The following is a 25276-nucleotide window of genomic DNA, read 5'->3' as shown; positions in this document are numbered from 1 at the left end:
TTGTGTTGGTTTGAAGAACGCTTCCGCGCTTACGACGCCTTGCGATGCGGCGCCGAGCCGCGTCCGGCCCTGCCCTTGAGTTTCTTCAGCAGCGGTCCGAGCAGCGAGCGCTTGGGCTTCTTCACCTCGCCTCGCCCGGCGAGACGGTTGGCCATGCTCTGGAACAGCTCGCTCGTGCGGTGGCTCTTGGAGACCTCCGCGATCATCTGGCCGTTGTTGGCCGCCGCCGAGAACAGCTTCGAATCGAACGGGATCACCGCCAGCGGCTGGCTCTCCATCGTCTTGGCGAAGGACTTGACGTCGATCTCGGCGCGCTTGTGCATGCCGACCTGGTTGATGCAGTACAGCGGCGGACGGTCGTTCGGCCGCGCCGCCTTGAGCACCGACAGCATGTTCTTGGTGTTGCGCAGGTTTGCGAGATCAGGCTCGGCCACGATCACGATGTCGTCGGCATTGACGAGGGCCCGCTTGGTCCAGGCCGACCATTGATGCGGAACGTCGAGCACGATGCAGGGCGTGGTCATGCGCAGCGTGTCGAAGATCGCATCGAACGCCTCCGCGCCGAAATCATAGACGCGATCGAGCGTGGCAGGCGCAGCGAGCAGGCTGAGATGATCGGTGCATTTGGCGAGCAGGCGCTCCATCAGCGCCGTATCCGGCCTATCAGGCGACAGCACCGCGTTGGCGATGCCCTGCGCCGGATCCTGGTTGTAGTCGAGGCCGGCGGTGCCGAAGGCGAGGTCGAGATCGATCACGACGGAATCGAGCGAAAGGTCGCGCGCGATGGTCCAGGCCACGTTGTGCGCGACCGTGGACGCGCCGACGCCGCCCTTGGCACCGACCACCGCGATGATGCGGCCGGTGATGATGGCTTCGGAGGCCGAGAACAGGCTGCAGATCGAGCGCACCACGTCGATGGTCTCGACCGGGCCGACGACGTAGTCGTTGACGCCGCGGCGCACCAGCTCGCGATAGGGCGCGGTGTCGTTGGGATTGCCGATCACCACCACGCGCGTGCCGGGATCGCAGACGCCGGCGAGATCGTCGAGCCCTTCGAGGATGTCGCGCGTGCCGTCGGATTCGATCACGATGACGTTCGGCGTCGGCATCGTGTCATAGACTTCGATCGCCGCAGCGAGACCTCCGCTCTTCGCGGTGAGATGCGCCTTGGCGAGACGGCGGTCCTGGCCGGCTGCGGTCACCGCGGCGAGCGTCTGCTCGGTCTCGCAAAACGCCTGCACCGAGATACGCGGAACCGGCGCAATGTGCTCTTCGGGGTGTCGCGGATCGTCCGCGCCTTCGTCGTCGATGCCCGTCATTTGCCTGTTTCGCTGAGTTTGGCCTTGTCAGCCTCGGGATAGGTGGTCGTGGTCGGATTGCCCTTGCGGTAGCGGTCGAAGGCGATATCGCGCCGCGCGGTATAGGCCGGCGTTTCGGCGCGCGGCTGCTCGAGGTCGGCGGGGTTGTCGATCATCGCGGCAAGATTGCGCTGGGTGGCGCAGCCGAGATTGAAGTAGGGCCGGTTCTCGTTGTAGCCGGGGTCGAGGATCGACGGGCCCACGTCCTCGGGCCACAGCCCGCAGGGGCCGGCGACCGCGGTGATCTTGGAATAGCTCAGCCGAATGGTCGGCAGCAGGCCGGGATCTTCGGGGCGATAGGAATGCTGGACGATGACGCGCGAGGGCACGCCGCCGCTGCCGAGCACGGCGCGGATCTCGCGATAGGTCGCCGCCGCCGCGCGCGAATTGGCGGTGTCGACGGGCACGTCGACGACGACGGAGCCGGTGCCTTCGCGCAGCCAGTCCCGGGCGATGCCCATCACGTCCGCCGCTTGCGCGGGCGAGAGGCCGCCGCGCGCCTTGCCGACGAAGATCACGATCGAGCGCTTGCCTTCCTGCACCGCGATCGGATGGCGCATACGGTAGTCGGTCGGCACCGTCTGGGTGGTGACGACGTCACCCGTGGTGTTGCACGCGCCCAGCATGACGGAGAGCCCCGTCAATGCGAGCGCGATGCGCAAATTGCGGCGTCGATCCGATGTCTTCGTCATCGCCTGGTCCCCTCCTGCCCCTGTCTTGCCCCGGTCCCCAAACCGTTCGTGTCAGTCGATGATGAAGCCGAAATCGCCGCGGTCGCCGTCGATCGGATCGACGCGGCGCGCGATGCCATAGAGGCGGTTCATGCGGCCGAGCAGCGCCGATTGCGCATCCGAGGACGGTGCGAAGCCGTCGTCAGGGCGCGACAAATCCTTCTGGGCGACCGCGCGCACGACATAGGGCGTCACGATCACCATCAGCTCGGTCTCGTTGTTGACGAAGTCCTGGCTGCGGAACAGCGAGCCGAGGATCGGCACCTGGTCGAGGCCCGGCAGGCCGTTGATGGCCTGCTTGGTCTGCTGCTGGATCAGGCCGGCCATCGCCATCGAGCCGCCCGAGGGGATCTCGAGCGTGGTCTCGGCGCGGCGGGTCTGGACCGAGGGGATGGTGATCGAGTTCGTGGTGTTCGAGGACAGTGCCTGCGACACCGTGATGGCGTTCTGGCTCGACAGCTCCGAGACTTCGGTCATCACGCGCAGGCTGATGCGGCCCTCGCTGAGCACGACCGGCGTGAAGTTCAGCGAGATACCGAACTTCTTGTAGGTGATCTGGGTGGTGCAGACATGCGTGGTCGGATCGCAGGAATAGCCCGCCGGAATCGGGAACTCGCCGCCGGCGACGAAGGTCGCGGATTCGCCCGAGATCGCCGTCAGGCTCGGCTCGGCCAGCGTCCGCATCACGCCCGCGCTTTCCATCGCGCGCATGGTGGCGGTGACGGTGGCGACGCCCTTGGTGAGACCGCTCACGCCGAGCCCGTTGCCGCTGACCAGCGGTCCGCCCGAAACCGTGAACGGGTTGGAATTGTTGAAGTTCACCACCGCGGTGCCGGCATTCAGGCTGGCGCTGAGGTCGACGCCGAGCTGCTTGACGATGTCGCGGCGGACTTCGCCGACCACGACCTTCAGCATCACCTGGTCGCGGCCGCGCACGACGATGTTGTTGACGACCTTGTCCGGGCTGCCGACCAGCTTGGCGGCGACGTCGCCGGCCTGCTGGGCCTCGACCGGGCTCGACACCGACCCGGTCAGCATCACGCTGTCGCCGACGCCTTCGATCTGCACGCCCGGCAGCGACTGGCGCAGTGCCGCGCGCATGCCGTTGAGGTCGCGCTTCACCGCGATGTCGTAGGAGGCGACCTGCTGGCCGTCGGCGGTGAAGAACACCACGTTGGTCTGGCCGACCTGGGCGCCGATGATATAGGCGCGCTGCGACGAGCGGATCACTGCATTGGCGATCTTGGGGTCGGCCACCAGCACGTCCTTGACCTCGCGCGGCAGGTCGATCACGACCGATTTGCCGACGCCGAGCGACAGCGAGCGCGTCCTGGCGGGCGCGATGGACGCGACCGGCGCCACGCCGAGGTCCGGTGCCTGCATCGGCGCCTGGTCGCCGACCGGCGCATCCGCGGCGCGGACGACATCGGGGGCTGCCATCAGCCCCAGCATCAGCATTGCCCCTGCCCAGAACGAGCCGGCGCGCTTCCCCCGAATGCGCAGGCCCGTCCGATAGTCCCCATACTTCATGCTGTCCCCATCACTTCTGTGACGTCAGTTGTCGTGCCTGCACGCCGTAGCGGATGACGCTGATGCCGCCCGGACGCTTCAGCGCCTGGTCCTCGGGCGAGCCGTCGGCGGCGTTGGCATCGGTGATGCTGCGCAGTGCAAGTGTGAGCGTGCCGCCCTGGCGCGCGGCCGAGAGCGCGGCGACCTGGTCGGGCCGCAGCTCGAGGGTGACGGTCTTGCCGAGCAGGGAGCTCTGGCCGTCCTTTTCCTTCGGTGCCTGGTCGATCGCGAGCACACGGATGTTGGTGAGGATGACCTCCGACAGGATCAGGTCATTGCCGCCGGTCTGCCCGTTGGTGTTGGCGCCGTCGGGGTTCTTCAGGCGGCGCGTCAGCACGATGTCGACGTGGTCGTTCGGCAGGATGAAGCCGCCGGCGGCGGTCTCGGCTGAAATCTCGGTGGACACGGCCCGCATGCCGGTCGGCAGGATCGCGGCCATGAAGCCGGAGCCATCGGCTTTCACCAGCTTCTGCTCGCGGATCGGTTCGCCCTGCATCAACGGCACGCGCGCGATCGAGCCGGCGATCTGGGTCTGCGCGTCGGGCCGGTTGTCGCGGCGGATGAAGGCGCTGCTGGCGGTCGCCTGCGGCCAGGTCTGCCATTGCAGATCCTCGGCTTTCACGGCCTGGCCGAGCTGGATGTCGGATTTGGCGACGAGCACCTCGACCGTCGGCAGCTTCTCGGCCACCGGGAGAACGGGCGCCGGCTTGTTGTCGTAGTGGCTCGCCAGATACGCAGCGACGCCGCCGGCGCCGAGCGCGATGACGAGAACGACAATGCGTGCGGTATTCATACGCTTCTACTCTTACGCGGGGCACTCGAACCGCACGTGGCGGGTTCCCCCGCATCGATGAGTAGGGAGTAAAAGTATAAGGGGTGTTGCGAGGGCGAGTGTGATGCCGCGTGACTGTGTGCGTTTTGGGCAGATGGTGAACGCCGCGTTATTCGAGCGGCGCCGGCCCCCGTAGAAACACGCGGGTGCGCGCCCGCATTCGGATGAGAACGCAGGGCGTCATGGTGAACGGGTGGTTAGTGAATGCCGGGATGACGGCGGGGAGAGATTGTCGGCTCCCCAACGCAATCAATGCAGAATTTTACTTCGCCCGCTTCTGCTCGATCGTGTCCCAGATCCTGGCCGCAACGTCGGGCCCGCCGAGCCGCGCGATGGCGCGGATGCCGGTGGGCGAGGTCACGTTGATCTCGGTGAGGTTGCCGTTGATGACGTCGATGCCGACGAACAGCAGGCCACGCTCGCGCAGCGCCGGGCCGACGGTGGCGCAGATCTCGCGCTCGCGTGGGGTAAGCTCGGTCTCCCTGGCCGCGCCGCCGCGCACCATGTTGGAGCGAAGGTCGTCGGCCGCCGGCACGCGGTTCACCGCGCCGGCGAACTCGCCGTTGACCAGGATGATGCGCTTGTCGCCGAGCTTCACCTCGGGAATGAACTGCTGGATCACCCAGGCCTCTTTGAACGTCACCGAGAACATGTCGTAGAGCGAGCCGAAATTCATGTCCTGCGGCATCACGCGGAACACCGCGGCGCCGCCATGGCCGTGCAGCGGCTTCATGACGACGGCACCGTACTTGTCGCGGAATGCGTTGATCTCGTCGAGGTCGCGCGAAATCAGGGTCGGCGGCATCAGCTGCGGAAAATTCATCACGAAAAGTTTTTCGGGCGCATTGCGCACCGAGGCCGGATCGTTGACGACCAGTGTCTTCGGATGAATGCGCTCCAGCATATGCGTCGAGGTGATGTAGGCGAGGTCGAACGGCGGATCCTGGCGCAGCAATACCACGTCGAAGCCGTTCAGCGCCTCGCGCTTGGGCTCGCCAAGAGTGAAGTGATTGCCGGGCTCGTCGCGCACGGTCAGCATCTGCACCGGCGCGACGATTTCCTCGCCGACCATCGAGAGCTTGTCGGGCGTGTAGTAGGACAGGCCATGGCCGCGCTTCTGCGCCTCCAGGAGCAGCGCGAAGGTGGAATCGCCCTTGACGTTGATGCGGGCGATGGGGTCCATCTGGACGGCGACGTTGAGTTTCATGGTCTGCCTTTCAGGTCGAGGCGTCGAATGCCGCCAACACATGGCGCGGAAGTGAGCGCGGCGCAATCAGCATGGCGTCGAATCGCAATTCGAATTCCGCATGCTCGGGATGCGCTGCAAGCCAGCCCTGCGCGGCGTCGATGATGCGCTGCTGCTGGCGTGGCGTCACCGCATAGGCGGCCTCATCCAGGCTGGCGCGTGCCTTGACCTCGACGAAGGCGATCAGGTTGCGGCGGCGCGCCACGAGGTCGATCTCGCCATGCGGCGTGCGATAGCGCTTGGCGAGGATGCGGTAGCCCTTGGCCATCAGATAGGCGGCGGCACGGCTCTCGGCGGAGATCCCGGTGCGGAACGCGGCGACGCGCTCGGGCGAGGCGACCTTCGGTTCCTCATCCCTAGTCTTCGCCATCGTCGCCTCGCACATCCTTGTGCAGATTCTTGGCGAGCTCGAGCGCGCGGGCATAGACCTCGCGGCGCGGCCGGCCCGAGAGCGCGACAGCGTGGGCGACGGCATCCTTGACGCTGTTTGTGGTGAGTTGCGCGCGCAGCAGATCGTCCAGCGCATCCGATGCCAGCACGTCGGCGTCGGCGTCAGGTGGGCCGATCACCAGCACGAACTCGCCGCGCGTTTCCGGCGCGTCCGCTTGTCGCGCGAGCTCGGCCAGGGGCGCACGCCTGACCTCCTCATGCAGCTTGGTCAGCTCGCGGCAGACCGCGGCATCTCGATCACCCATGATCTCGGCGAGATCGGTCAAGGTAGCCTGCATCCGGTTGCCGGATTCGAACATCACCAGCGTCGCATCGATGCGGGCGAGCTCGGCCAGGCGCGAACGTCGCGCGGCGGACTTCGCCGGCAGAAAACCCTCGAAGAAGAAGCGGTCGGTCGGCAGGGCTGCAACCGACAATGCCGCCAGCACCGACGATGGTCCTGGCAGCGCATAGACGGCATGGCCGGCGGCGCAGACCTCGCGCACCAGCTTGTAGCCGGGATCGGAGATCAACGGTGTGCCGGCATCCGACACCAATGCGATCGAGCCGCCGGCCGCAAGCGCCTCCAGGATTTTTGGCCGCGCGGCCTCGGCATTGTGCTCGTGGTATGGCTTGAGCTGCGCCGAGATGTCGTAACGCTCGGTCAGGCGGCGCGTGATGCGGGTATCCTCGCAGGCGATGACATCGACCCCCGCCAGCGTTTGCAGCGCGCGTAGCGTGATATCGCCGAGATTGCCGATCGGGGTCGCGACCAGATGGAGGCCGGCCGCCGCCTTCGGCGCCGCCAGCCGGTGGGCGTCGATGGAGAACCCGCGCGGGGCGGCGTCCATAGCTTCAGTCGTATTTATCGGGGCCGGCTTTGCGCGCATAATGAATCGAACTTAGGCATGATCTCAGGGGCTGGGAACCGGTCCGCCGAAAAAGATCGTGGGGGCCAGGATACTGAGCCGGAGCGGAGAAGGACTGGAATGTGATCGGCCCGGCATCACATTCCCCAGGGAATGAAGTGCCAGCGCCATATTCGCGGCGGAAACCGCGCCTTGATGCTGGACGACGAACGGCAAACAGCTGGCCAGGAATGTTAGGGGCTGTCGCGTTAAGCGATCATTATCCTTTTGTTTTGGTTAACTATTTGCCGACAATATGCCTGAATCCGCGGCTTGTGTCGGGGAAAGAGTTTATGACTGGCCGGCTTGCGGCCGGTCAGAAGAGAAGCTGCCATGGTGGGCCCGCGTGATCTGAAATTTCCCGTCGAGAGGTCCCTGATGTCAGGGGCGACCCGGCGGAGTGCGCTTGGCCTGCTGCTCGGCACGCCATTGCTGTCGGCCTGCGCCGGCGTCCAGCAGAGCCTCAGCCAGTTTTCCAGCCCGTTCTCCGGTTCCTCGCCGCCGGCGCAGCCGGCCGGCCCCCAGCAGCAGGCGACGACCGCCGGCACCGGCGGGGTGAAGGTCGGGTTGATCCTGCCGCTCTCGGCCGCCGGCAATGCCGGGCTTGCCGCGCAATCCATGCGCAACGCTGCCGAGATGGCGCTGGCCGAGTTCCAGAATCCGAACATCCAGCTCCTGATCAAGGACGACAATGGCAGCCCGCAGGGCGCGCAAGCCGGCGCGCAGCAGGCAGTCGACGAAGGCGCCGAGATCATTCTGGGGCCGCTGTTCGCGCAGTCGGTGCCGGCGGTGGCGCAAGTCGCGCGCACGCGCGGCATTTCCGTCATCGCGTTCTCGACCGATTCGAGCATCGCCGGCCGTGGCGTCTATCTCCTGAGCTTCCTGCCGGAGTCCGACGTCAACCGCATCATCGAATACTCGGCCGGCATCGGAAAGCGCTCCGTCGCCGTGCTCGTGCCTGACAATGCCTATGGCAATGTGGTCGAGGCCGCAGTGAAGGCTGCGGTGCCACGGCGTGGCGGCCGCGTCGTCGCGTTCGAGAAATATGGCGCCGATCGCGCGACGCCTGCGCGGACCGTGGCACAGCAGCTCGGTAGCGCCGATGCGCTCTTCATTGCCGATGACGGCGACGCCGTCGTCTCGGTGGCGGATGCGATGACCGCGGCTGGCGCCAATTTGCGCAACATCCAGCTGCTCGGCACCGGGTTGTGGGACAGCCCGCGTGTCTATGCGAGCCCCGCGTTGCAGGGCGGCCTCTACGCCGCACCGGACCCCGCCGGTTTTCGTGCCTTCTCCGGCCGCTATCGCACCAAATACGGAGCCGAGCCGATCCGCACGGCGACGCTCGCCTATGACGCGGTCGCGCTCGTCGCAGCGCTCGCGCGCACGCAGGGCGGCACGCGCTTCTCGCCCGACGTTCTCACCAACCCCTCGGGCTTCGCCGGCATCGACGGCCTGTTCCGCTTCCGCGCCGATGGCACCAACGAGCGCGGGCTCGCGGTGATGAAGGTGACGACGGGCGGCGGTGTTGCGGTCGCGGGCTCGCCGAAGAGTTTTGGGGCGTAACGCTACGCTGCGAGATCCGCAACCACCGCATCCAGCACGGGGAAGCCGCTGCTGGTCACCCGCAGCCGTCCCGTTGCATCGACCGTGATTGCGCCTTCCTCGCGCAAGAGCGCGATGCGGCCGGGATCGAGCGGACGGCCGGACAGCGCCTTGTAGCGCTCAGGGTCGATGCCCTCCGCAAGCCGCAACCCCATCAGCAAGAATTCGTCGGCGCGTTCTTCGCTGTTGAGGAGGTCGTCGGTGACGACGCCGTCGCCGCTGGTTTCGACCCGCATCAGCCAGGCTTCGGGACGCTTCTCGGTGGCGGTGGCGTGCCTGATACCGTCGATGTCGAGGCGGCCATGGGCGCCGGGACCGATGCCGGCATATTCCTCGCCGCGCCAGTACACCAGATTGTGCCGGCACTCGGCGCCACGCCGCGCGTGGTTGGAGATCTCGTAGGCGGGCAGGCCGAGCTTGTCGCAGGTCTCCTGCGTGACGTCGTAGAGCGCACGCGCGACCGCTTCGTCGGGCGTCTTCAATTTACCCGCCTGGTGCAGGCCGAAGAACGGCGTGCCTTCCTCGATCGTCAATTGATAGAGCGACAGATGCTCGGCTGCCTCGTCGATCGCGAGCCGCAGCTCATCGGCCCACATCGCCGGCGTCTGGTCGGGGCGCGCGTAAATCAGGTCGAACGAGTAGCGATCGAACGAGCGGCGCGCGATGGCGACGGCATCGAGCGCCTCGCGCGCGCTGTGCATCCGGCCGAGCGCTTTCAGCGAGGCATCATCCAGCGCCTGCACGCCGAGCGAGACGCGGTTGACGCCGGCTGAGCGATAGCCGGCGAAGCGCGTGGCTTCGACGCTGGTCGGGTTTGCTTCCAGCGTGACTTCGACGTCGTTCGCAACCATCCAGTGCTTGCCGATGGCATCGAGCACGGCGCCGACCGTGGCCGGCTGCATCAGTGATGGCGTGCCGCCACCGAGGAAGATCGAGGTGACCTCGCGGCCGGGCGCGCGCTGCGCGGTCGTTTCGATCTCGCGCGCGAAGGCGGAAGCAAAGCGCGTCTCGTCGATCGCGGCGTGGCGAACATGGCTGTTGAAGTCGCAATAGGGACATTTCGACAGGCAGAACGGCCAGTGCACGTAGACGCCGAACGCATCCTTATTAGCGCGGCTCAAGGCAGATCTCCGCCAGTTTCACGAAGGCGCGGGCGCGATGCGACAGGCCGAGGCCGAGCGGCGGCAGGCCGTGCTTCTCGATGCTGTCCATCTCGCCGAAGGTGCGCGTGTGACCATCGGGCAAAAACATCGGATCGTAGCCGAAACCGGCAGTGCCGCGCGGCGGCCACGCCAGCGTGCCGTCGACGCGCGCCTCGACCTCCTCGAGATGATTGTCGGGCCAGGCAACGCAGAGCGCGGAGACGAAATGGGCCTTGCGCTTGTCGGGCGTGGTGGCGCCGCGCTCCTGCAACAGGCGCTCGATCTGCGCCATCGCCGCGGAGAAATCCTTGGAGGGACCGGCCCAGCGCGCGCTGTAGATGCCCGGTGCGCCGTCGAGCGCGTCGACCACGATGCCGGAATCGTCGGCGAAGGACGGAAGCCCGGTGGCCTGCGCCGCCGCGATCGCCTTGATCGCGGCGTTGCTGCGGAAGTCGTTGCCGGTCTCGTCGGGCTCGCCCAAGCCGAGCTCGCCGGCCGACACCACCTCGATGCCGTGCGGCGCGAGCAGCTCCTTCATCTCGGCGAGCTTGCCGGGATTATGGGTCGCGATGACCAGCTTTCCGGTGATTCGGCGGTGCATGGGCCTATTGACTACGCGACAGCCAGTTTCTGCAAGTCCACCAGACGCGCGATGCCCTTCTGCGCCAGTGCGATCAGCTTCAGGAACTCGTCCTGCGTGAACGGCTCGCGTTCCGCGGTGCCCTGCACCTCGATGATGCGGCCGTCGCCGGTCATGACGAAATTGGCGTCGGTCTCGGCTTCGGAATCCTCGGCATAGTCGAGATCCAGCACCGGCGTGCCGTTGTAGATGCCGCAGGAGATCGCGGCGACGTTGTCGCGCATGACGTTGGCCTTGACCATGTTGCGCGTCTTCATCCAGTTGATGCAGTCGGCGAGCGCGACCCAGGCGCCGGTGATCGAGGCGGTGCGGGTGCCGCCGTCGGCCTGGAGCACGTCGCAATCGACCGTGATCTGGCGCTCACCGAGCGCTTCGAGATCGACGATGGTGCGAAGCGAGCGGCCGATCAGACGCTGGATCTCGACGGTGCGGCCGCTCTGCTTGCCGGCGGCGGCCTCGCGGCGGGTCCGTTCGGAGGTCGCGCGCGGCAGCATGCCGTATTCGGCGGTGACCCAGCCGCGCCCCTGGCCCTTCAGCCACGGCGGCAGGCGGTCTTCCAGCGTGGCGGTGACGAGCACGTGGGTGTCGCCGAATTTCACGAGGCAGGAGCCTTCCGCATATTTGACCACGCCACGCTCCAGCGTCACGGGGCGCAATTCGTCGGGCGCACGGCGGCTTGGCCGCATGGGAATCCTCCAAAACTCGCAAGGAATAGGCTGTTCGCGGTGCTTGTAGGTGGGGTGAGGGTGAGCAGCAAGGCTTTTTCACCCCCTGATGTCCACCCCGCAAACGCCACGCTTGTCAGACGCGCCCGGGATGGACAAATTACAAGCAACTGACAGGAGTTACCGTCTGTGGCCCATCACGATCCGATCCATCTGATCGCGCCGCGCGCGGGCCTCGCCCAGCTCAACGAGCGTTCCCGCGACATCTTTCGTCAAATTGTCGAAAGCTACCTCGCGACCGGCGAGCCCGTGGGCTCGCGCAACATTTCGCGCTTGATCGCGATGCCGCTGTCGCCGGCCTCGGTCCGCAACGTCATGGCCGATCTGGAACAGCTCGGCCTGATCTATGCCCCGCACACCTCGGCCGGCCGGCTGCCGACGGAACTCGGCCTGCGCTTCTTCGTCGATGCCCTGATGCAGGTCGGCGATCTCAACGAGGCCGAACGGCAGTCGATCCAGAGCCAGCTCGCCACCGTCGGGCACGCCCAATCGGTGGAAGCGGCGCTGGACCAGGCGCTGACCCGGCTTTCGGGGCTGACGCGCGCCGCAGCTGTGGTGCTGACGCCAAAATCCAATGCCCGGCTGAAGCACATCGAATTCGTCCGATTGGAACCCGAGAAGGCGCTGGTGATCCTGGTCGGCGAGGACGGCCAGGTCGAAAACCGCGTGCTGACGCTGCCGCCTGGGGTTCCTTCCTCGGCCATCACCGAAGCCGGCAATTTCCTCAATGCGCGAATTCGGGGGCGGACGCTCGCCGAAGCGCGGCTCGAGCTCGAAACCGCGCTCGGCGAGGCCCGCGCCGAGCTCGATCAATTGGCGCAAAAGGTGATCTCGGCGGGAATCGCAAGCTGGTCGGGCGGCGAGAACGAGGACCGTCAGCTCATCGTTCGCGGCCACGCCAATCTGCTGGAAGACCTGCATGCGCTGGAGGATCTCGAGCGCGTCAGGTTGCTGTTCGAGGATCTCGAGACCAAGCGCGGCGTGATCGATCTGCTCGGGCGGGCCGAAACCGCCGAAGGCGTCAGGATCTTCATTGGCAGCGAGAACAAGCTGTTTTCCCTGTCGGGCTCCTCCACCATCATCTCACCCTATCGGGATGCCGCCGGCCACATCGTCGGTGTTTTGGGCGTGATCGGGCCGACACGGCTGAATTATGCCCGCGTGATCCCGACCGTGGACTACGCCGCCCGCATCGTCAGTCGCCTGCTGGGGGGCTGACCGGCATTTGAGCCGATCACGGGCGCTTGATTTTCAGCGCCCGAAGCACGATATCCGGGCCAGAAAAATCCCGTGAGACGAGTTCGAGAAGAGAGCCGATGACCGATCGAGACCGGCAACCCGAAGACACGACTGCTGCGACCGGCGAGCCCGTGGTGTCGAAGCCCTACATCATGCCTGATGATCCCGAGCCCGGTTCGGTGGAATTGCTGCAGAAGGAAGCCGCCGAGGCGCGCGACCGCATGCTGCGGACGCTGGCCGAGATGGAGAATCTGCGCAAGCGCACCGCCAAGGAAGTCGCCGACTCCAAACTCTACGGCGTCACCGGCTTTGCCCGCGACGTGCTCGACATCGCCGACAACCTTCAACGCGCGCTCGATGCCGTTCCGGCCGAAGCGCGTGCCGCCGCCGATCCCGGCCTGATCGCGCTGATCGAAGGCGTCGAGCTCACCGAGCGTTCGCTGCTCAGCGCGCTGGAAAAGCACGGCGTGAAGAAGTTCGACCCGCAGGGCCAGAAGTTCGACCCGAACTTCCAGCAGGCCATGTACGAGGTGCCTGATGCGTCGGTGCCCGCGGGCACCGTGGTGCAGGTCATGCAGGCCGGCTACACCATCGGCGAGCGCGTGCTGCGCCCGGCGCTGGTCGGCGTCGCCAAGGGCGGCGCGAAGCCTGCGCCCGCGGCGAACAGCAACGAAGCGAACTGAGTTTTGGCGTCATTCCGGGGCGATGCGAAGCATCGCGCCCGGAACGACTGCGCGAAATCCTTACGCGCTCGCGATATCCGCAGACTGGATCCGCTTCACGCCGGCCTTGGCCATGTCGGCCCAGGCCTTTGCCAGCGAGCCCTGCGTATCGATGCCGCGGCAGGCGTCCTCCACGACATAGACCTCAAAACCCGCCTTGCGCGCATCGAGCGCGGTCCACGCGACGCAGAAGTCGGTGGCGAGACCCGCAACGAAGACGCGCTTGATCTTGCGCGACTTCAGATAGGCGGCGAGGCCTGTCGTTGTCTTGCCGTCGGCTTCGAGGAACGCCGAATAGCTGTCGACGTCCTTGTGGAAGCCCTTGCGGATGATGAGCTCGGCCTGCGGGATCGAGAGATCCTTCGAGAGCGAGGCGCCGTCGGTGCCCTGCACGCAATGGTCGGGCCATAGCACCTGCTTGCCGTAGGGCAGGTCGATGGTCTCGAACGGCTTCTTGCCCGAATGAGCAGATGCGAAGGAAACGTGGCCGGGCGTGTGCCAGTCCTGCGTCATCACGACGTTCGCAAACGCCTTCGCCATCTTGTTGATGACGGGCACGACCTGCTCGCCTTCCTTCACCGCGAGGCTGCCGCCGGGCAGGAAGCAGTTCTGCACGTCGATCACGAGCAGCGCGGAAGCGTCGTCCGGCTTGATCGTCGCTGCCGCGAACAGCGCCGATGGAGCGAAGCTCGCAAGCGCGGTCGTCCCCAGCGCGGCCAAGATCTGTCGTCGATTGAGCATCGTCCGCCTCCCCTCCAGGATGATCTAAAGCTGATCCAACGGAGAGAAGCCTAGTTCCGTTCGTGTACGAACGAAAGCCCGAAAATACAGCCGGCTCTGGTGAACGCTTGGGCTGTCAGCCCCGGGGTCCTACCCCTTCGGCTGGATGCCGTCGCGCACGGCGCGGAAGCGGGTGAAGGCGTCGGACCATTGGTCTCGCGGGGCGCTGGCGATGATGCGCAGCGAGGTGCCGCCGCCGAAGCGGATCCACTGCACGACCGTCACCGGGGTCTTGTCCTTGCCGCTGACGCCGTCGATCCGGGTCTCGAAGCCGGGCTGGCTGTTGATGCGGATCGGCTCCGACATGGTGATCCTGGTTTCGCGCAAGCCCGGGATCTGAAGCGCCGCCTCCTGGGCGAAGCGGGCGCGGTCGTCGGCCTGCTGCGGGGTGGCGCCGATCAGGCCGAGGATCATGAACGGCTTCGATTCGTAGCCCGAACTTTCATTGCCGTCGGCCAGGATGATGCTCGAACCCGGCACCAGCGTACGAACGTCCTTGAATCCGGCGAGATCGGTGACCTTGAACGGCAACAGCCCGATCTGCTCGTCGGCCGACACCTCCTTGCGGATGGTGGCGGTCGCAAACATCTGCCGTACCGCCTCGTCGGTGTAGATCTTCGAGGCGTTCTCGGGGACTTGCACCGCGACATAGCCGGAGAAGCCGGTGCCCGGCACGATCATCGAATAGCGCTTCACCAGCGTGTCGCCGGCCTTGCCGCTTTCGGCGGTAAAATAGGCAAGGCCCGCCGATGTCTCGATCTTGTCCGGCTTGACGCCGTTGGTGCCGGCCGGATTGGCGTTGAAGGCGCTGACGACCTCGTTGTAGGCCGCCGGCGGCAACTCGGTGATCAGCACCTTGACGCTGCCGTCCTCGTTCTCGAAACCCGGAAAGGTCTTCGCCTTGCTGAGGCCGACCAGCGGCACCATGCCGAGACGCAGACCCGGCGGATACACGGCGTCGGCGGCAAGGGCCGGAAGCGCGGAGGCCACCAGGAGGGCGAGCGCGGCGAGGGGGCGGATCAGCTTCATGGGCACTCTGATTGGTTCATATTGAGGCCGTTCGATGGTGGGCCACCGGGCCGATTTGTCGCGCGAAGCAGCCCCTTGACGAGGCTGTCCGGCCGGCCCGCCTTTTAGCGGGTTTGGTGGGCCGGTAACAGGGCAGGGCGGATCGAGCCGGCGGGGCTGGCAGTTGGCCGAACCTGTTAACAATTCCTCACCCGCAACTACGGTGAAGCCCGGATAGGATCTTCCAAAACCCAATGTTTTCACGGTCCAAACTTGCGTTCGGTCCTTGCGGCCCCCTCCCCCCCTCCTATATGAGCCTCAATCATCGCAATATCGCGGATGTTTGATCTTAGGGGGTTTCGGTTCGGGTGCCTTCTGGGCCCAGCCAACCTGCCGCAAAAAGAAGGATATCAGGACCATGGGAAAGGTCATTGGGATCGACCTCGGCACCACGAATTCGTGCGTCGCCGTGATGGATGGCAAAAACGCCAAAGTTATCGAGAATTCCGAAGGCATGCGCACGACGCCTTCGATCGTCGCCGTGACTGACGACGGTGAGCGCCTCGTCGGCCAGCCTGCCAAGCGTCAGGCCGTCACCAATCCTGAGCGTACGTTCTTCGCAGTGAAGCGCCTCATCGGCCGCCGCTACGACGACCCCATGGTCGAGAAGGACAAGAAGCTCGTTCCGTACAAGATCGTGAAGGCTTCCAATGGCGACGCCTGGGTCGAGGCCGACGGCCAGACCTATTCGCCCTCGCAGGTCTCGGCGTTCATCCTGCAGAAGATGAAGGAGACCGCGGAAGCCCATCTCGGCCAGAAGGTCGACCAGGCGGTCATCACCGTTCCTGCCTACTTCAACGACGCCCAGCGCCAGGCCACCAAGGACGCCGGCAAGATCGCAGGCCTCGAGGTGCTGCGCATCATCAACGAGCCGACGGCGGCTGCGCTCGCCTATGGCCTCGACAAGACCAAGGCCGGCACCATCGCCGTGTACGACCTCGGCGGCGGCACGTTCGATATTTCCATTCTCGAAATCGGCGACGGCGTGTTCGAGGTGAAGTCGACCAACGGCGACACCTTCCTCGGCGGCGAAGACTTCGACATGCGCCTCGTGGGCTACCTCGCGGACGAATTCCAGAAGGAGCAGGGCATCAACCTGCGCAACGACAAGCTCGCGTTGCAGCGCCTGAAGGAAGCCGCTGAAAAGGCCAAGATCGAGCTGTCGTCGACGACGCAGACCGAGATCAACCTGCCCTTCATCACCGCGGACCAGACCGGCCCGAAGCATCTGACGATGAAGCTCACCCGCGCCAAGTTCGAGGCGCTGGTCGACGACCTCGTCCAGAAGACCGTCGAGCCCTGCCGCAAGGCGCTGAAGGACGCCGGCGTCACCGCCGGTGAGATCGGCGAAGTCGTTCTGGTCGGCGGCATGTCGCGCATGCCGAAGGTCCAGGAAGTCGTGAAGCAGCTGTTCGGCAAGGAGCCGCACAAGGGCGTCAATCCGGACGAAGTCGTGGCGATCGGCGCCGCGATCCAGGCCGGCGTGCTCCAGGGCGACGTCAAGGACGTGCTGCTGCTCGACGTGACCCCGCTGTCGCTGGGCATCGAGACGCTGGGCGGCGTGTTCACCCGCATCATCGACCGCAACACCACGATCCCGACCAAGAAGAGCCAGGTGTTCTCGACTGCCGAGGACAACCAGAACGCGGTCACCATCCGCGTCTTCCAGGGCGAGCGTGAGATGGCGGCCGACAACAAGATGCTCGGCCAGTTCGACCTGATGGGCATTCCGCCGGCGCCGCGCGGCATGCCGCAGATCGAGGTGACCTTCGACATCGACGCCAACGGCATCGTCAACGTCTCGGCCAAGGACAAGGCCACCGGCAAGGAGCAGCAGATCCGCATCCAGGCCTCCGGCGGTCTGTCGGAAGCCGACATCGACAAGATGGTCAAGGACGCCGAGGCCAATGCCGCGGCCGACAAGCAGCGCCGCGAGGCGGTCGATGCCAAGAACCACGCCGACGCGCTGGTGCACTCCACCGAGAAGGCGCTGGCCGAGCACGGTTCGAAGGTTGCCGAGACCGAGCGCCGCGCCATCGAGGACGCCGTCAGCGACCTCAAGGAAGCGCTGAAGGGCAGCGATGCCGAGGCGATCAAGGCCAAGACCAACACGCTGGCCCAGGCTTCGATGAAGCTCGGCGAGGCCATGTACAAGCAGCAGGCCGAAGCCGATGCGGCCAAGGACGCTGCGAAGGATGACGTCGTCGACGCGGAATTCACCGAAGTCGACGACGACAAGAACAACAAGAAGTCCGCCTGAAGCCCGAGAGGGTATGATGCGGACGGCTTGGACCCAACGCGCTGAAATGGCCTCCCCCCTCGAGGGGGAGGCTGTCGCGTCCGATACGTCGGGCGGATCGCGCGTTACGATCAATCAATTCCCAGACGTTATGCTCAACGCTGCCATGCAGCCCGCTGCCACGATGCGGAAGGCTGCCTATATCGTCGCGTGGCGAAATTGTTTCGCACCGACTTGAATCGCGATTGGATAGGCCGAGTCAGACATGTCCACCAAGCGCTGCTATTACGAGACCCTCGAAGTCGAACGCTCTGCCGACGATTCCGTCCTGAAATCGTCCTTCCGCAAGCTGGCGATGAAGTTTCATCCCGATCGCAATCCCGGGGACGACAGCAGCGAGGTCAAGTTCAAGGAAATCAACGAGGCCTACGAGGTCCTGAAGGACAAGGACAAGCGCGCGGCCTATGACCGGTTCGGCCATGCTGCTTTCGAGCAGGGCGGTCCCGGCGGCGGCGGTGCAGGTTTCGGCGCGGGCTTCGCTTCTTCTTTCTCCGACATTTTCGAAGATCTGTTCGGCATGGCCGGGCAGCGCGGCCGTGGCGGCCGCGAGCGTGGCGCGGACCTGCGCTACAACATGGAAATCACCCTCGAGGAAGCCTTTGGCGGCAAGACCGCGCAGATCGAGATTCCGGTCTCGGTCACCTGCGAGGCCTGCTCGGGCATCGGTGCCAAGGCCGGTACCAAGCCGAAGACCTGCTCGACCTGCGGCGGCGCCGGCCGGGTGCGGCAGTCGCAGGGCTTCTTCACCCTCGAGCGCACCTGCCCCGGCTGTCAGGGCCGCGGCCAGATGATCGAGGACGCCTGCCCGTCCTGCTCGGGCCAGGGCCGCGTTACCCGCGAGCGCACGCTGTCGGTCAACATTCCGCAAGGCGTCGAGGACGGCACCAGGATCAGGCTCGCCGGCGAAGGCGAGGCCGGCGTCCGCGGCGGACCGCCCGGCGACCTCTACATCTTCCTGTCGCTGGCGCAGCACCAGTTCTTCCAGCGCGACGGTGCCGACCTGCATTGCCGTGTGCCGATCTCGATGGTGACGGCTGCACTCGGCGGCGAGTTCGAAGTGCCGACCATCGACAAGGGCAAGGCCAAGGTGAAGGTCCCCGCCGGAACCCAATCCGCCCGTCGATTTCGCATTGCATCAAAGGGTATGCCGGTGCTCCGCTCGCGCCAGATGGGCGACATGTACGTCCAGGTCGTGGTCGAGACCCCGCAGAACCTCACCAAGAAACAGCAGGAGTTGCTGGCCGAGTTCGAAAAACTCTCCTCCGGCAATACCCAGCCGGAATCCGAGGGTTTCTTCGCCAAGGTCAAGGACTTCTTCGGTAACCGGGCGAATTGAGCCGGCTTGACCGTATCGTGTTCGGCCTATACGTCTTTATGACCATTTTCTGACGCCGCGGTCACGCGGTCTCGTCCCGTCCGGTCCAGACATGCCATTGCCGTCGTCGTCCGCGCGTGCGTTGAAGAAGCCCCGTCTCGATGACGAGGTGCGTTTTCTCAGGTCGTGGATCGAGAAGCCGCTGCACATGGGCGCGGTGATGCCGTCGGGCAAGCTGCTGGCGCGGACCATGGCCCATTACGTCGATATCGATTCCGATGCACCGGTGGTCGAGCTCGGACCCGGCACGGGTGCCATCACCTCGGCCCTGATCGAGCGTGGGGTCGACCAGAAGCGTCTCGTCCTCGTCGAATACAATCCCGGCTTCTGCGCGCTGCTGCGCGACCGCTATCCGCACGCCAAGGTGGTGCAGGGCGATGCCTATCGCCTGCGCGACACGCTCTGGAATGTGCTGAGCGCGCCGGCCAGCGCGGTCGTCTCCGGCCTGCCGCTCGTGACGAAACCGATGCTGACGCGCCTTCGGCTCATCCGCGATGCGTTCACGGCGCTCGCGCCCGGCGCGCCCTTCGTTCAATTCACCTATGCGGTGGTGCCGCCGATCCCGAAATCGCTGCCCGGCGTGTCCACAGAGGCCTCGGAACGGATCTGGATGAACCTTCCGCCGGCCCGCGTCTGGGTGTATCGCAAGGACTAATCCCGCCGGCTTCCTTCTTTGCGCGGCGGGCTCGTTTCGCCGAACGTATGGAAGAGGATGTCAGCCCCCAAGATCCTGGTCATTCCCGGCTCGCTGCGCACCGGCTCGCACAATGTGAAGCTGGCGGCGGTCGCCGCGTATGAGTGCGCCCAGGCCGGGGTCGAGGTCACGCGAATCTCGCTCGCCGATTTTCCGCTGCCGATCTACGACGGCGATCTCCAGGCCAAATCGGGCGTGCCCAAGCACGCCATCAATCTCAAGCGCATGATCGGCGCGCATCATGGTGTGCTGTTCGTCTCGCCCGAATACAACGCCTCGGTACCGCCGCTGCTGAAGAACGCGATCGACTGGGTGAGCCGCGTGCAGGATCCGCACGAGGCGCGCGGCGAGGTCTTCCGCAACCGCGCCTTCGCGCTCGCCGGTGCTTCGCAGAGCCGGTTAGGGGCCGCTCGCGCGCTGCAGGCGTTGAGGCTGATTTTGACGGCGTGCCACGCCAACGTGATCGCCAGTCAGTTCACGCTCGCCTTTGCCGACCAGGCCTATGACGATATGGACAGGCTCAAGAGCCAGGCCGATCGCGACGGGCTGAAGGAGATGGTGCGGCAGTTGATCGACCTTTCCCAACGCATGATGTGAGGTGACATGACGCCAGCCGAAATCGCCCCGAAGGACCGCCTGATCGTTGCGCTCGACTTGCCCAGCGTCGATGCCGCGGAGGCGATGATCGCAAGGCTCGGCGACAGCGTCACCTTCTACAAGATCGGCTACCGTCTCGCTTATGCCGGCGGCTTGCCGCTGGTCGCCAAGCTTGCCGACAGCGGCAAAAAGGTTTTTCTCGATCTCAAGCTGCACGACATCGGCAACACGGTGTCGCAAGGCGTCGAGAGCATCACCAGACTGGGCGCGACCTTCCTCACCGTTCACGCCTATCCGCAGACCATGAAGGGTGCCGTCGAGGGCCGCGGCTCTTCGACATTGAAGATCCTCGCTGTCACGGTGCTGACCTCCTACAATTCGGATGATCTGCACGCGGCCGGCTACCGGCTCGGCGTCTCCGAACTGGTCGAAGCGCGCGCGCAGCAGGCGCAGGTGCTCGGCGTCGACGGCCTCGTGTCCTCGCCCGAGGAAGTCGGAGCCTTGCGCACGATCGTCGGTCACCAGATGCATCTCGTCACGCCCGGCATTCGCCCGGCGGGATCGGCCACTGGCGATCAGAAGCGCATCATGACACCCGGCCGTGCGATCAGTGCCGGCGCAGATTATCTCGTCGTCGGGCGCCCGGTGGTGGAAGCCTCGGACCCCAGGGCTGCGGCTGACGCCATCCAGGCCGAGATCGCGCAAGCGCTCGCCTAACCACCAACAACCAGGGAGAAGAACAATGGCAAAGGGCTACTGGATCGGACGCGTCGATGTGAGCAATGACGAGGGCTACAAGCCCTACGCCGTCGCCAATGGTCCGATCTTCAAGAAGTGGGGCGGCCGCTTCGTCGTCCGCGCCGGCAAGTTCACCACCGTCGAGGGTGCCAGCCGCACCCGCAACGTGGTGATCGAATTCCCGGACTATCAGACCGCGATCGCGTGCTACAACTCGCCGGAATACCAGGCCAACATCAAGGTGCGCCAGCCGCACTCGCTTGCCGACCTCATCATCATCGAGGGCTATGACGGCCCACAGCCGTCGGAGGGTTGAAACGCGCTGTCATTCCGGGTTCGGCTCTGCGAGCCGCCCCGGAATGACGGTGAACGTGGCGTCACCGCCACCTGATCCCCCTCGGTTGCCGGAACTGCATCCCGCCGCTACAACGGCCTTGAGAGGATCACACCATGTCAGACATGCGCTTGATTGTTGCTGGAGCCGGCGGCCGGATGGGCCGCGCCCTCACGCGGGCGATTGCCGACAGCAAAGGCGCGGTGCTGGCTGGCGCCCTGGAGGCGCCGGGCTCGGAGCTGCTCGGCAAGGATGCCGGCGTGCTCGCCGGCCTGCCGGCCAACGGCATCAAGCTGTCCGCCGACCTCTGGGCGATGTCGAAGGACGCCGACGGCATTCTGGATTTCACCGTGCCGGCCGCGACGATTGCCAATGTCGCGATCGCCGCCGAGCGTGGGCTCGTCCATGTCATCGGCACCACCGGGTTGTCGACTTCGGACAACGCCGTGATCAAGAGCGTCACCAACCGCGCGGTCGTGGTGCAATCGGGCAACATGAGCCTGGGCGTCAATCTGCTCGCCGCCGTGGTCAAGCGCGTCGCCAAGGCGCTCGATGAAAGCTTCGACATCGAGATCGTCGAAACCCATCACCGCATGAAGGTCGACGCACCCTCGGGCACCGCACTGATGCTGGGTCAGGCAGCCGCGGCCGGTCGCGGCATCTCGCTCGAGGAGCATTCGGAGCGCGGCCGCGACGGCATCACCGGCGCGCGCAAGCCGGGCGCAATCGGCTTTGCCTCCTTGCGCGGCGGCACGGTTGCCGGCGAGCACAGCGTCACCTTCCTCGGCCCGTTCGAGCGGCTGACGCTGTCGCACCTCGCCGAAGACCGCATGCTGTTCGCGCACGGCGCGCTCAAGGCGGCGCTGTGGGCGCATGGCAAGAAGCCGGGGCACTACTCCATGGCCGACGTGCTCGGCCTCGCTGACATCTAGAAGAACCAAACGGAAAGCACTCAATGAGCGAACGTCTTCTCGTGCTCGTGCGGCACGGCCAGAGCGAATGGAATCTGAAGAACCTGTTCACCGGCTGGAAGGATCCCGATCTCACCGAGCTCGGCGTGAAGGAAGCGGTGGAAGCCGGCCGCAAGCTGAAAGCACAAGGCCTGGTGTTCGACGTCGCCTACACCTCGGTGCTGACGCGCGCGCAGCACACACTCGACCTGATCCTCGGCGAGCTCGGCCAGACCGGCCTGCCGACGTCGAAGAATCTCGCGCTGAACGAGCGCGACTATGGCGATCTGTCCGGCCTCAACAAGGACGACGCGCGCAAAAAGTGGGGCGAGGACCAGGTGCTGATCTGGCGCCGCTCCTACGACGTGCCGCCGCCCGGCGGCGAAAGCCTCAAGGACACGCTGGCGCGCGCGCTGCCCTATTACGTGCAGGAGATCCTGCCCGGCGTGCTCAACGGCAAGCGCACGCTGGTTGCCGCGCACGGCAATTCGCTGCGCGCGTTGATCATGGTGCTGGAGAAGCTGTCGCCCGAAGGCATCCTGAAGCGCGAACTCGCGACCGGCGTGCCGATCATCTACCGGCTCAATGCGGATTCGACGGTGGCGTCGAAGCTGGATCTGGCGGGCTGACTTCTTCGCCTCTCCCCGCAAGGGCCTGTTGCGCTACTGCCTTTTGATGCGGGAGACGTAAGGAGAGAGGGCGTTGTCGGCCCCGATTGTCGGGCCGAAGCTGTATTTTGCGCCCTTGATGGGCGTCAGGCGGCGATCGTGGCCCACCGCCTCATATTGAACGCGATGGAGGCAAGCAGGACTTGTCCGCGTGCCTTGGCGAGACCGACGTATCGGATGCAGGTGAGCCGCATCCGACGTTTGAGGGTGGCAAAGGTTGTCTCCACCGTTGCCCGTCGTCGTGCGATGAGACGGTTGTAGCGTTTGAGCCTCGGCGGCAGTTCCGGGTGATGCCTGTTGGGACGGCGGGCGATGCGGGGCTTCTTGCCTTCCGCTTTCAGCCGCGCCCGCCGGGCGTGGGTGTCGTAGGCCGCATCGGCCCATACCACGGCTTCGTCGCCGCGGATCAGTTCGTCGGCTGGCGTTGTATCGTTGATATTGGCGGGCGTGGTCAGGACTGAGCGGATCAGACCGGATCCCTCGTCGACACCCATGTGAGCCTTGTAGCCGAAGGTCGAACCACCCTTGCCCTGTCGCTTGGTGAACCGGGCGTCTGGGTCGTTTGATGGACGATCCTCCTTGGGAGGAGCTGAGACGGCCTGGATCAGGGTCGCGTCGAGCATCGTGCCGCGCTTGAGGATGACACCAGCATTCTCAAGCTGGCGGTCCAGCTCGCCAAACAACTTCTCCAGCAGGCCTTGTTCGATGAGTTGATTCCGGAAACGGTTCAGAACCGTATGGTCGGGCGTCGCATCCTCGAGGCTCAGACCAACGAAGCGCTTGAACGACAGCCGGTCGCTCAGCGCTTCCTCAAGCTCGCGGTCCGAAAGACCATAGAGCGACTGCAACAGCAGCGCCCGAAACAGCACCAACACCGCGTACCCCGGCTGACCGGGTCCCTTCTCGTCCCGCAAATGGCCGATCAGCTTCTCGAACCGGTACCACTTGACCAGGCCGGCCAGCCGATCCAGCGACGCATTGGCGCCGGCTCCCTTCGGCATCAGCGCATCTACAAAGCTCGGCTGTCCCGTCTGCTTCACCGCCATCGTCATTCCCCCAAAAGGCTCAACCGCAGGGAATCACAACTGGCGAATTACGCAACAGGCCCCGCAAGCGGGGCGAGGGAGAAGAATTCACTGCATCCCCAGCTGCCCGGCTTCCCAGCCCAGCATCGCCTGCTTGCGGGTGATGCCCCAGTGATAGCCGGTCAGCGTGCCGCTCTTGCCGAGCGCACGGTGGCAGGGCACGACGAACGAGACCGGGTTCTTGCCGACCGCGGCACCCACGGCGCGCGAGGCCTTCGGGCTGTTGATGTTGCAGGCGATGTCCGAATACGACACCGCGCGGCCCATCGGAATCTTCAGCAGCGTCTCCCAGACCCGCACCTCGAAATCGGTGCCGATCATGACAACGCGCAGCGGCTGGTCCGGCCGCCACAGTTTCGTATCGAAGATGCGCGCCGCGAGCGGTGCGGTGCCCTCGTGATCTTCGACGTAGATCGCATTCGGCCAGCGCCGCGTCATGTCGGCGAGCGCGGCCTTCTCCTCGCCGGGATCGGCGAAGGCGAGGCCCGAGAGGCCGCGATCGGTCGCGATCACGATGGCGGTGCCGAACGGCGAGGGGTGGAAGCCGTAGCGCAGGGTGAGGCCCGCGCCGCCGTTCTTCCACTCGCCCGGCGACATCGCTTCGTGGGTGACGAAGAGATCGTGCAACCGGCCGGGACCGGAGAGCCCTGAATCGAGCGCGGCGTCGAGGATGCTCGCGGAATCCCGCAAGAGTCCCTTGGCGTGGTCGAGCGTGAGCGCCTGCATGAAGGCCTTCGGCGTGATCGAGGCCCAGCGACGGAACAGATGATGCAGCTCATCCGGCGTGACGCCGGCCGCATCCGCCATCGCCTCGATGGTCGGCTGCGCGCGCCAGTTCTCCGAGATGAAGGCGATCGCCCGGCGTACCGAATCATAGTCGCGCAGCGCGGCGTTCTGGGAGCCCGGCTTGGCCAGGCGCTGGTCATGTATGGCGAGGGTCATCATGACCGGAAATGTAGGTGAGGGCAGGCTTGGAAACCACCCGATTTCCGACTGGGAATCAGCTGATCGGATTGTAGGTCGGGCCGCGCTTGGCGGCGTTCAGCGCCTCAACCAAGCCTTTGTAGAAACTAGCTTTTTCGTCAGGTCCGAGGAACCTTGCGATCCGGATATGGTGGCCGCGCGAGATCAGATAGAGATGCTCGATGCCGAAGTCCTCGTCGACCTCCATGTCGAGGCGCACCCAGAGCGGATTGAAGCTCCATTCGGCGACCTGGCCGCGATGGCTGATGCGGCGCACGCGCAATTCCGAGGTCGTGACGGTGATCTCCTCGCGCGCCCGGGCGTTGCGGAAATTGACCTTGAAGGCCCACCAGACCACGAGCACGTCGAGGCCGAAAAAGCAGAGCACAGGCCAGGCGCCCTTCATCAGGAAGACAATGCCGGTGACGAAGCTGACGACGCTCAGGAACAGCATCACGGCGAGGAAGCCGGTGCGGTTCAGCGAACGGTGCGGCGTCAGCAGCGCGGAGAATATCTGCTGCTCGGCAGGACCTTCAAGATCCTGGCGCTCAATTTCGTTGCCTGTGCTCATCGTCCCTC

At 65.5% G+C, this 25276-nt stretch carries 26 protein-coding genes; 11 read left to right on the top strand and 15 right to left on the bottom strand.

The window, feature by feature from the left end:
• Nucleotides 1–29: 29 nt before the first annotated feature.
• The 7 genes from XH90_RS00910 to rsmI all read right to left on the bottom strand — a co-directional run bounded on the left by XH90_RS00910 (nucleotide 30) and on the right by rsmI (nucleotide 7055).
• Nucleotides 30–1319: an AAA family ATPase gene (locus tag XH90_RS00910; protein ID WP_194478770.1), complete on the bottom strand. Its 1290-nt coding sequence runs from the start codon at nucleotides 1317–1319 to the stop codon at nucleotides 30–32.
• Nucleotides 1316–2050 (bottom strand): CpaD family pilus assembly protein, encoded by a 735-nt coding sequence (locus XH90_RS00905; protein WP_194478769.1) that lies wholly within the window; start codon nucleotides 2048–2050, stop codon nucleotides 1316–1318. Before XH90_RS00905 ends, XH90_RS00910 begins: the two co-directional genes overlap by 4 nt.
• A gap of 51 nt (nucleotides 2051–2101) precedes the next feature.
• Nucleotides 2102–3619, bottom strand: coding sequence for a type II and III secretion system protein family protein (locus XH90_RS00900; RefSeq protein WP_194478768.1), 1518 nt, complete (start codon nucleotides 3617–3619; stop codon nucleotides 2102–2104).
• A gap of 10 nt (nucleotides 3620–3629) precedes the next feature.
• Nucleotides 3630–4451 (bottom strand): Flp pilus assembly protein CpaB, encoded by an 822-nt coding sequence (gene cpaB / locus XH90_RS00895; RefSeq protein WP_194478767.1) that lies wholly within the window; start codon nucleotides 4449–4451, stop codon nucleotides 3630–3632.
• Between the two features lie 301 nt (nucleotides 4452–4752).
• Nucleotides 4753–5697 (bottom strand): glutathione synthase, encoded by a 945-nt coding sequence (gshB, locus tag XH90_RS00890; RefSeq protein WP_194478766.1) that lies wholly within the window; start codon nucleotides 5695–5697, stop codon nucleotides 4753–4755.
• 10 nt (nucleotides 5698–5707) lie between these two features.
• Nucleotides 5708–6106, bottom strand: coding sequence for a YraN family protein (locus XH90_RS00885; RefSeq protein ID WP_194478765.1), 399 nt, complete (start codon nucleotides 6104–6106; stop codon nucleotides 5708–5710).
• The gene (gene rsmI / locus XH90_RS00880) at nucleotides 6093–7055 is read right to left on the bottom strand and encodes a 16S rRNA (cytidine(1402)-2'-O)-methyltransferase (RefSeq protein ID WP_194478764.1); all 963 of its coding nucleotides are present in this window, start codon (nucleotides 7053–7055) and stop codon (nucleotides 6093–6095) included. The genes XH90_RS00885 and rsmI overlap by 14 nt, the downstream gene beginning before the upstream one ends.
• 351 nt (nucleotides 7056–7406) lie before the next feature.
• On the opposite strand from rsmI, the gene XH90_RS00875 reads away from it, so the two are divergent.
• Nucleotides 7407–8639: a penicillin-binding protein activator gene (locus XH90_RS00875; RefSeq protein WP_194478763.1), complete on the top strand. Its 1233-nt coding sequence runs from the start codon at nucleotides 7407–7409 to the stop codon at nucleotides 8637–8639.
• 2 nt (nucleotides 8640–8641) lie between these two features.
• Here the strand turns inward: XH90_RS00875 and hemW are convergent, their stop codons facing one another.
• From hemW to rph, 3 genes are read right to left on the bottom strand one after another with little or no spacing between them, the layout of a single operon-like run.
• A complete protein-coding gene (hemW, locus tag XH90_RS00870) occupies nucleotides 8642–9799 on the bottom strand; it encodes a radical SAM family heme chaperone HemW (RefSeq protein WP_194478762.1) in 1158 nt (385 codons plus the stop codon).
• Nucleotides 9786–10421, bottom strand: coding sequence for an RdgB/HAM1 family non-canonical purine NTP pyrophosphatase (rdgB, locus tag XH90_RS00865; RefSeq protein ID WP_194478761.1), 636 nt, complete (start codon nucleotides 10419–10421; stop codon nucleotides 9786–9788). The genes hemW and rdgB overlap by 14 nt, the downstream gene beginning before the upstream one ends.
• Nucleotides 10422–10432: 11 nt before the next feature.
• Nucleotides 10433–11146, bottom strand: a complete 714-nt coding sequence (gene rph / locus XH90_RS00860) for a ribonuclease PH (protein WP_194478760.1) — start codon at nucleotides 11144–11146, stop codon at nucleotides 10433–10435.
• A gap of 168 nt (nucleotides 11147–11314) precedes the next feature.
• On the opposite strand from rph, the gene hrcA reads away from it, so the two are divergent.
• Together hrcA and grpE are read left to right on the top strand one after the other, a co-directional pair.
• Nucleotides 11315–12403, top strand: a complete 1089-nt coding sequence (gene hrcA / locus XH90_RS00855) for a heat-inducible transcriptional repressor HrcA (protein ID WP_194478759.1) — start codon at nucleotides 11315–11317, stop codon at nucleotides 12401–12403.
• Between the two features lie 98 nt (nucleotides 12404–12501).
• Nucleotides 12502–13107 (top strand): nucleotide exchange factor GrpE, encoded by a 606-nt coding sequence (gene grpE / locus XH90_RS00850; protein ID WP_194478758.1) that lies wholly within the window; start codon nucleotides 12502–12504, stop codon nucleotides 13105–13107.
• 60 nt (nucleotides 13108–13167) lie between these two features.
• Here the strand turns inward: grpE and pncA are convergent, their stop codons facing one another.
• Together pncA and XH90_RS00840 are read right to left on the bottom strand one after the other, a co-directional pair.
• Entirely contained in the window at nucleotides 13168–13887 is a 720-nt protein-coding gene (gene pncA, locus XH90_RS00845; protein WP_194478757.1) for a bifunctional nicotinamidase/pyrazinamidase, read from the bottom strand.
• 129 nt (nucleotides 13888–14016) lie between these two features.
• Entirely contained in the window at nucleotides 14017–14955 is a 939-nt protein-coding gene (locus XH90_RS00840; RefSeq protein WP_194478756.1) for a hypothetical protein, read from the bottom strand.
• Nucleotides 14956–15352: 397 nt separating this feature from the next.
• On the opposite strand from XH90_RS00840, the gene dnaK reads away from it, so the two are divergent.
• The 8 genes from dnaK to XH90_RS00800 all read left to right on the top strand — a co-directional run bounded on the left by dnaK (nucleotide 15353) and on the right by XH90_RS00800 (nucleotide 22610).
• Nucleotides 15353–17254 (top strand): molecular chaperone DnaK, encoded by a 1902-nt coding sequence (gene dnaK, locus XH90_RS00835; protein WP_092232313.1) that lies wholly within the window; start codon nucleotides 15353–15355, stop codon nucleotides 17252–17254.
• 244 nt (nucleotides 17255–17498) lie between these two features.
• Nucleotides 17499–18629: a molecular chaperone DnaJ gene (dnaJ, locus tag XH90_RS00830; RefSeq protein WP_194478755.1), complete on the top strand. Its 1131-nt coding sequence runs from the start codon at nucleotides 17499–17501 to the stop codon at nucleotides 18627–18629.
• Between the two features lie 91 nt (nucleotides 18630–18720).
• The gene (locus tag XH90_RS00825) at nucleotides 18721–19323 is read left to right on the top strand and encodes a class I SAM-dependent methyltransferase (RefSeq protein ID WP_194478754.1); all 603 of its coding nucleotides are present in this window, start codon (nucleotides 18721–18723) and stop codon (nucleotides 19321–19323) included.
• Nucleotides 19324–19380: 57 nt separating this feature from the next.
• Entirely contained in the window at nucleotides 19381–19959 is a 579-nt protein-coding gene (locus XH90_RS00820) for an NADPH-dependent FMN reductase (protein ID WP_194478753.1), read from the top strand.
• A gap of 6 nt (nucleotides 19960–19965) precedes the next feature.
• On the top strand, nucleotides 19966–20676 hold the full coding sequence (gene pyrF / locus XH90_RS00815) for an orotidine-5'-phosphate decarboxylase (protein WP_194478752.1): 711 nt from the start codon (nucleotides 19966–19968) through the stop codon (nucleotides 20674–20676).
• A gap of 25 nt (nucleotides 20677–20701) precedes the next feature.
• A complete protein-coding gene (locus XH90_RS00810; protein ID WP_194478751.1) occupies nucleotides 20702–21013 on the top strand; it encodes a DUF1330 domain-containing protein in 312 nt (103 codons plus the stop codon).
• A gap of 134 nt (nucleotides 21014–21147) precedes the next feature.
• On the top strand, nucleotides 21148–21963 hold the full coding sequence (gene dapB / locus XH90_RS00805) for a 4-hydroxy-tetrahydrodipicolinate reductase (RefSeq protein ID WP_194478750.1): 816 nt from the start codon (nucleotides 21148–21150) through the stop codon (nucleotides 21961–21963).
• Nucleotides 21964–21986: 23 nt separating this feature from the next.
• The gene (locus tag XH90_RS00800; protein WP_194478749.1) at nucleotides 21987–22610 is read left to right on the top strand and encodes a 2,3-bisphosphoglycerate-dependent phosphoglycerate mutase; all 624 of its coding nucleotides are present in this window, start codon (nucleotides 21987–21989) and stop codon (nucleotides 22608–22610) included.
• 125 nt (nucleotides 22611–22735) lie between these two features.
• Here XH90_RS00800 and XH90_RS00795 read toward each other — a convergent pair whose 3' ends face one another.
• The 3 genes from XH90_RS00795 to XH90_RS00785 form a co-directional block, all read right to left on the bottom strand.
• Nucleotides 22736–23701 carry an IS5 family transposase gene (locus tag XH90_RS00795; RefSeq protein ID WP_194476884.1) on the bottom strand — a complete coding sequence of 322 codons (966 nt, stop codon included), beginning with the start codon at nucleotides 23699–23701 and terminating at the stop codon, nucleotides 22736–22738.
• Nucleotides 23702–23782: 81 nt separating this feature from the next.
• The gene (locus XH90_RS00790) at nucleotides 23783–24679 is read right to left on the bottom strand and encodes a bifunctional helix-turn-helix domain-containing protein/methylated-DNA--[protein]-cysteine S-methyltransferase (protein WP_194478748.1); all 897 of its coding nucleotides are present in this window, start codon (nucleotides 24677–24679) and stop codon (nucleotides 23783–23785) included.
• 55 nt (nucleotides 24680–24734) lie between these two features.
• Nucleotides 24735–25268, bottom strand: a complete 534-nt coding sequence (locus tag XH90_RS00785; protein WP_194478747.1) for a DUF2244 domain-containing protein — start codon at nucleotides 25266–25268, stop codon at nucleotides 24735–24737.
• Nucleotides 25269–25276: the final 8 nt, after the last annotated feature.

Source organism: Bradyrhizobium sp. CCBAU 53338, assembly GCF_015291665.1.
Classification (GTDB): domain Bacteria; phylum Pseudomonadota; class Alphaproteobacteria; order Rhizobiales; family Xanthobacteraceae; genus Bradyrhizobium.
Note: the sequence above shows the minus strand (reverse complement) of the source record. Positions and strands in the feature narration are given on the sequence as shown.